This is a genomic window from Photorhabdus hindustanensis, from assembly GCF_002968995.1.
GTDB classification, from domain to species: Bacteria; Pseudomonadota; Gammaproteobacteria; order Enterobacterales; family Enterobacteriaceae; genus Photorhabdus; species Photorhabdus akhurstii.
Genome location: NZ_PUWT01000090.1, coordinates 1 through 1,888 on the forward strand (window position 1 = coordinate 1; position 1,888 = coordinate 1,888).

Here is a 1,888-nt window from a genome sequence, read left to right on the forward strand (position 1 = left end):
GGCGCTCGGGCGAAAGAACTGGCTTTTTGCGGGTTCCCTGCCCGCGGGACAACGGGCGGCCATGATAATGAGCCTATTGGAAACCGCTCAGGCCAACGGACATGAGCCCTGGGTCTGGTTACGTGATGTCCTCAGCCGGCTGCCTGTCTGGCCGAACAATCGGTTGAATGAGCTGCTGCCCTGGCCTGAGAATCCCTTCCGTTAACATCCCATTTTGTTGTTATCTGACAACGCAAGGTGAGTCCACCGGAACATTACTGTACAGAGGTTCAATGAACCGCTCGGTTGTGGACCGAGAGTAACACTGACACCGGCACTGACGTATATCGTAGCGGTTGCTGCCCTGTTCGTTACTGAGCGTCAGGTAGCGTTTGACGTCGGCGGTAATTTGTTCGCCGCTGACCTAGGCACCTTTGAGCGTCGCATCCCGACCGGCGTTGAGGGTAAGGCCAGTGGTAATGTGGCATGACTTTACACTTAAAATTAAGCGAATGCTTCCTGTGCTTCTTCATGGAGAACTTCCCCCTAAAGAATTTGAATTAATTTGATATTATCCTGCCGGATTAATGCTGGTGGTAAAAATAACCCCGGTTTTGGAATGGCCGGGGTTGGTTACTTAATTTAAAAGTTCTTTTGACACATTGCCTGTATCAAAAAACTCTTTGAATACTTTCACTACAAAATCGAAATTTGTTGTGAGCTGACGAGCAGGCCAATAATTAGCGTATAATAATATTTGCTTATCTGGTTTTGTTTCATCCCAGTATGTTCGCACTTCACTGTCATCTTCAGTATATTCCAATAAAGTTATTAGATAATTACCATCGCTAGCAGAAACTCTAATGTTAACTGGTCCAAAATTTGGCTCTTCACGTAGTTCAAGAGAGACTTCGCCACTATTATATTTGATGTTATCTAAGAATGATTCTACATCTCCCCATATTGGGTTGCTAATTGTTTTATATCCTTTTTTTCCATAAAAAAGCAACCCGATGATAAAATCATTCATTTGGGTTCCTCCATAGTAAATTTACGCATACCTTGTTGCCAATAAAGTATCTTTCCTGTTTCCTTTTCAAATACAGTTAAAGATTTTAATCCAGATTTTGAGGCCATCTTGACTATATCGCCTCGACAGTAATCACATATTTTTTCTCCAGTAACTGTCATTTTCATGTCTCTCCCATGTGTCATACCTTTTTCATAAGCTTGCTGGATTGTACCTACTTCTGCGTGGGCTGATGCCATACTCCCGTTAGGAAATGATTTATTTGGTCGTTTATCTATTTTCGCTTGTACTACGTCGTTGATTAAAGTTGGACGACTATGTTCACCAAGGAAAAAGTCGGGTCTATTCCCCTGATTAGTGTCAGTAAATTTTTTCCCGGTTTCTTTATCAGTTAACTCTGCTGTGACCTTAGGAATGGAGGTATGAGTTTTTTTTATCTAAAACTCTACTGCTTTCCTGAATTGTGAGTTTATCTGGTGAGACGATTCCTTCTGTCGGCTTGGTTATGGCTTTATTACCGGCAACACCTCCAAATATAGCCAGTGAACCCAGACTCATATTTGCTACGCCACTACCATATTTGCCGTCAATAACCTGCCCAATACCCGTACCAGCCTGATATGAACCTCCGGCAACAATGCTTCCCCGAATAAGTGTTCCTGGCGTGCCGGGTAATATCGTTAATGCATCCGTTCCGAGAGCAGCTTGTCCTGAATGTACGCTGTACGTTTTCAGATAGCTTAATGCTTCATTATAGGCTTTCGCATCTGCGGCAGCCGCAACAAATGCTCCCCCGTTAACTAAATTCTGAATTGCAGCCGCAGCTTCTTTTCCTGAAAAACCGTATTCTGTCTGCAATTCATAGCCATATTGATTGAG

Annotated in this window: 4 protein-coding genes; 1 reads left to right on the forward strand and 3 read right to left on the reverse strand. The window is 43.4% G+C overall.

What is annotated here, in order from left to right; genetic code table 11:
* Positions 1–205: transposase domain-containing protein (locus C6H66_RS23285; protein WP_146111107.1), on the forward strand; the 205-nt coding region annotated here is incomplete at its 5' end.
* Positions 206–616: 411 nt separating this feature from the next.
* Here the strand turns inward: C6H66_RS23285 and C6H66_RS23290 are convergent.
* The 3 genes from C6H66_RS23290 to C6H66_RS26190 form a co-directional block, all read right to left on the reverse strand.
* Positions 617–1,009 carry a DUF6911 family protein gene (locus C6H66_RS23290; RefSeq protein WP_105396864.1) on the reverse strand — a complete coding sequence of 131 codons (393 nt, stop codon included), beginning with the start codon at positions 1,007–1,009 and terminating at the stop codon, positions 617–619.
* On the reverse strand, positions 1,006–1,446 hold the full coding sequence (locus C6H66_RS27810) for a cytidine deaminase-like fold-containing protein (RefSeq protein WP_105396865.1): 441 nt from the start codon (positions 1,444–1,446) through the stop codon (positions 1,006–1,008). The genes C6H66_RS23290 and C6H66_RS27810 overlap by 4 nt, the downstream gene beginning before the upstream one ends.
* A partial coding sequence (locus C6H66_RS26190; protein WP_181150282.1) for a hypothetical protein occupies positions 1,418–1,888 on the reverse strand: 471 nt, incomplete at its 5' end. The genes C6H66_RS26190 and C6H66_RS27810, both read right to left, overlap by 29 nt.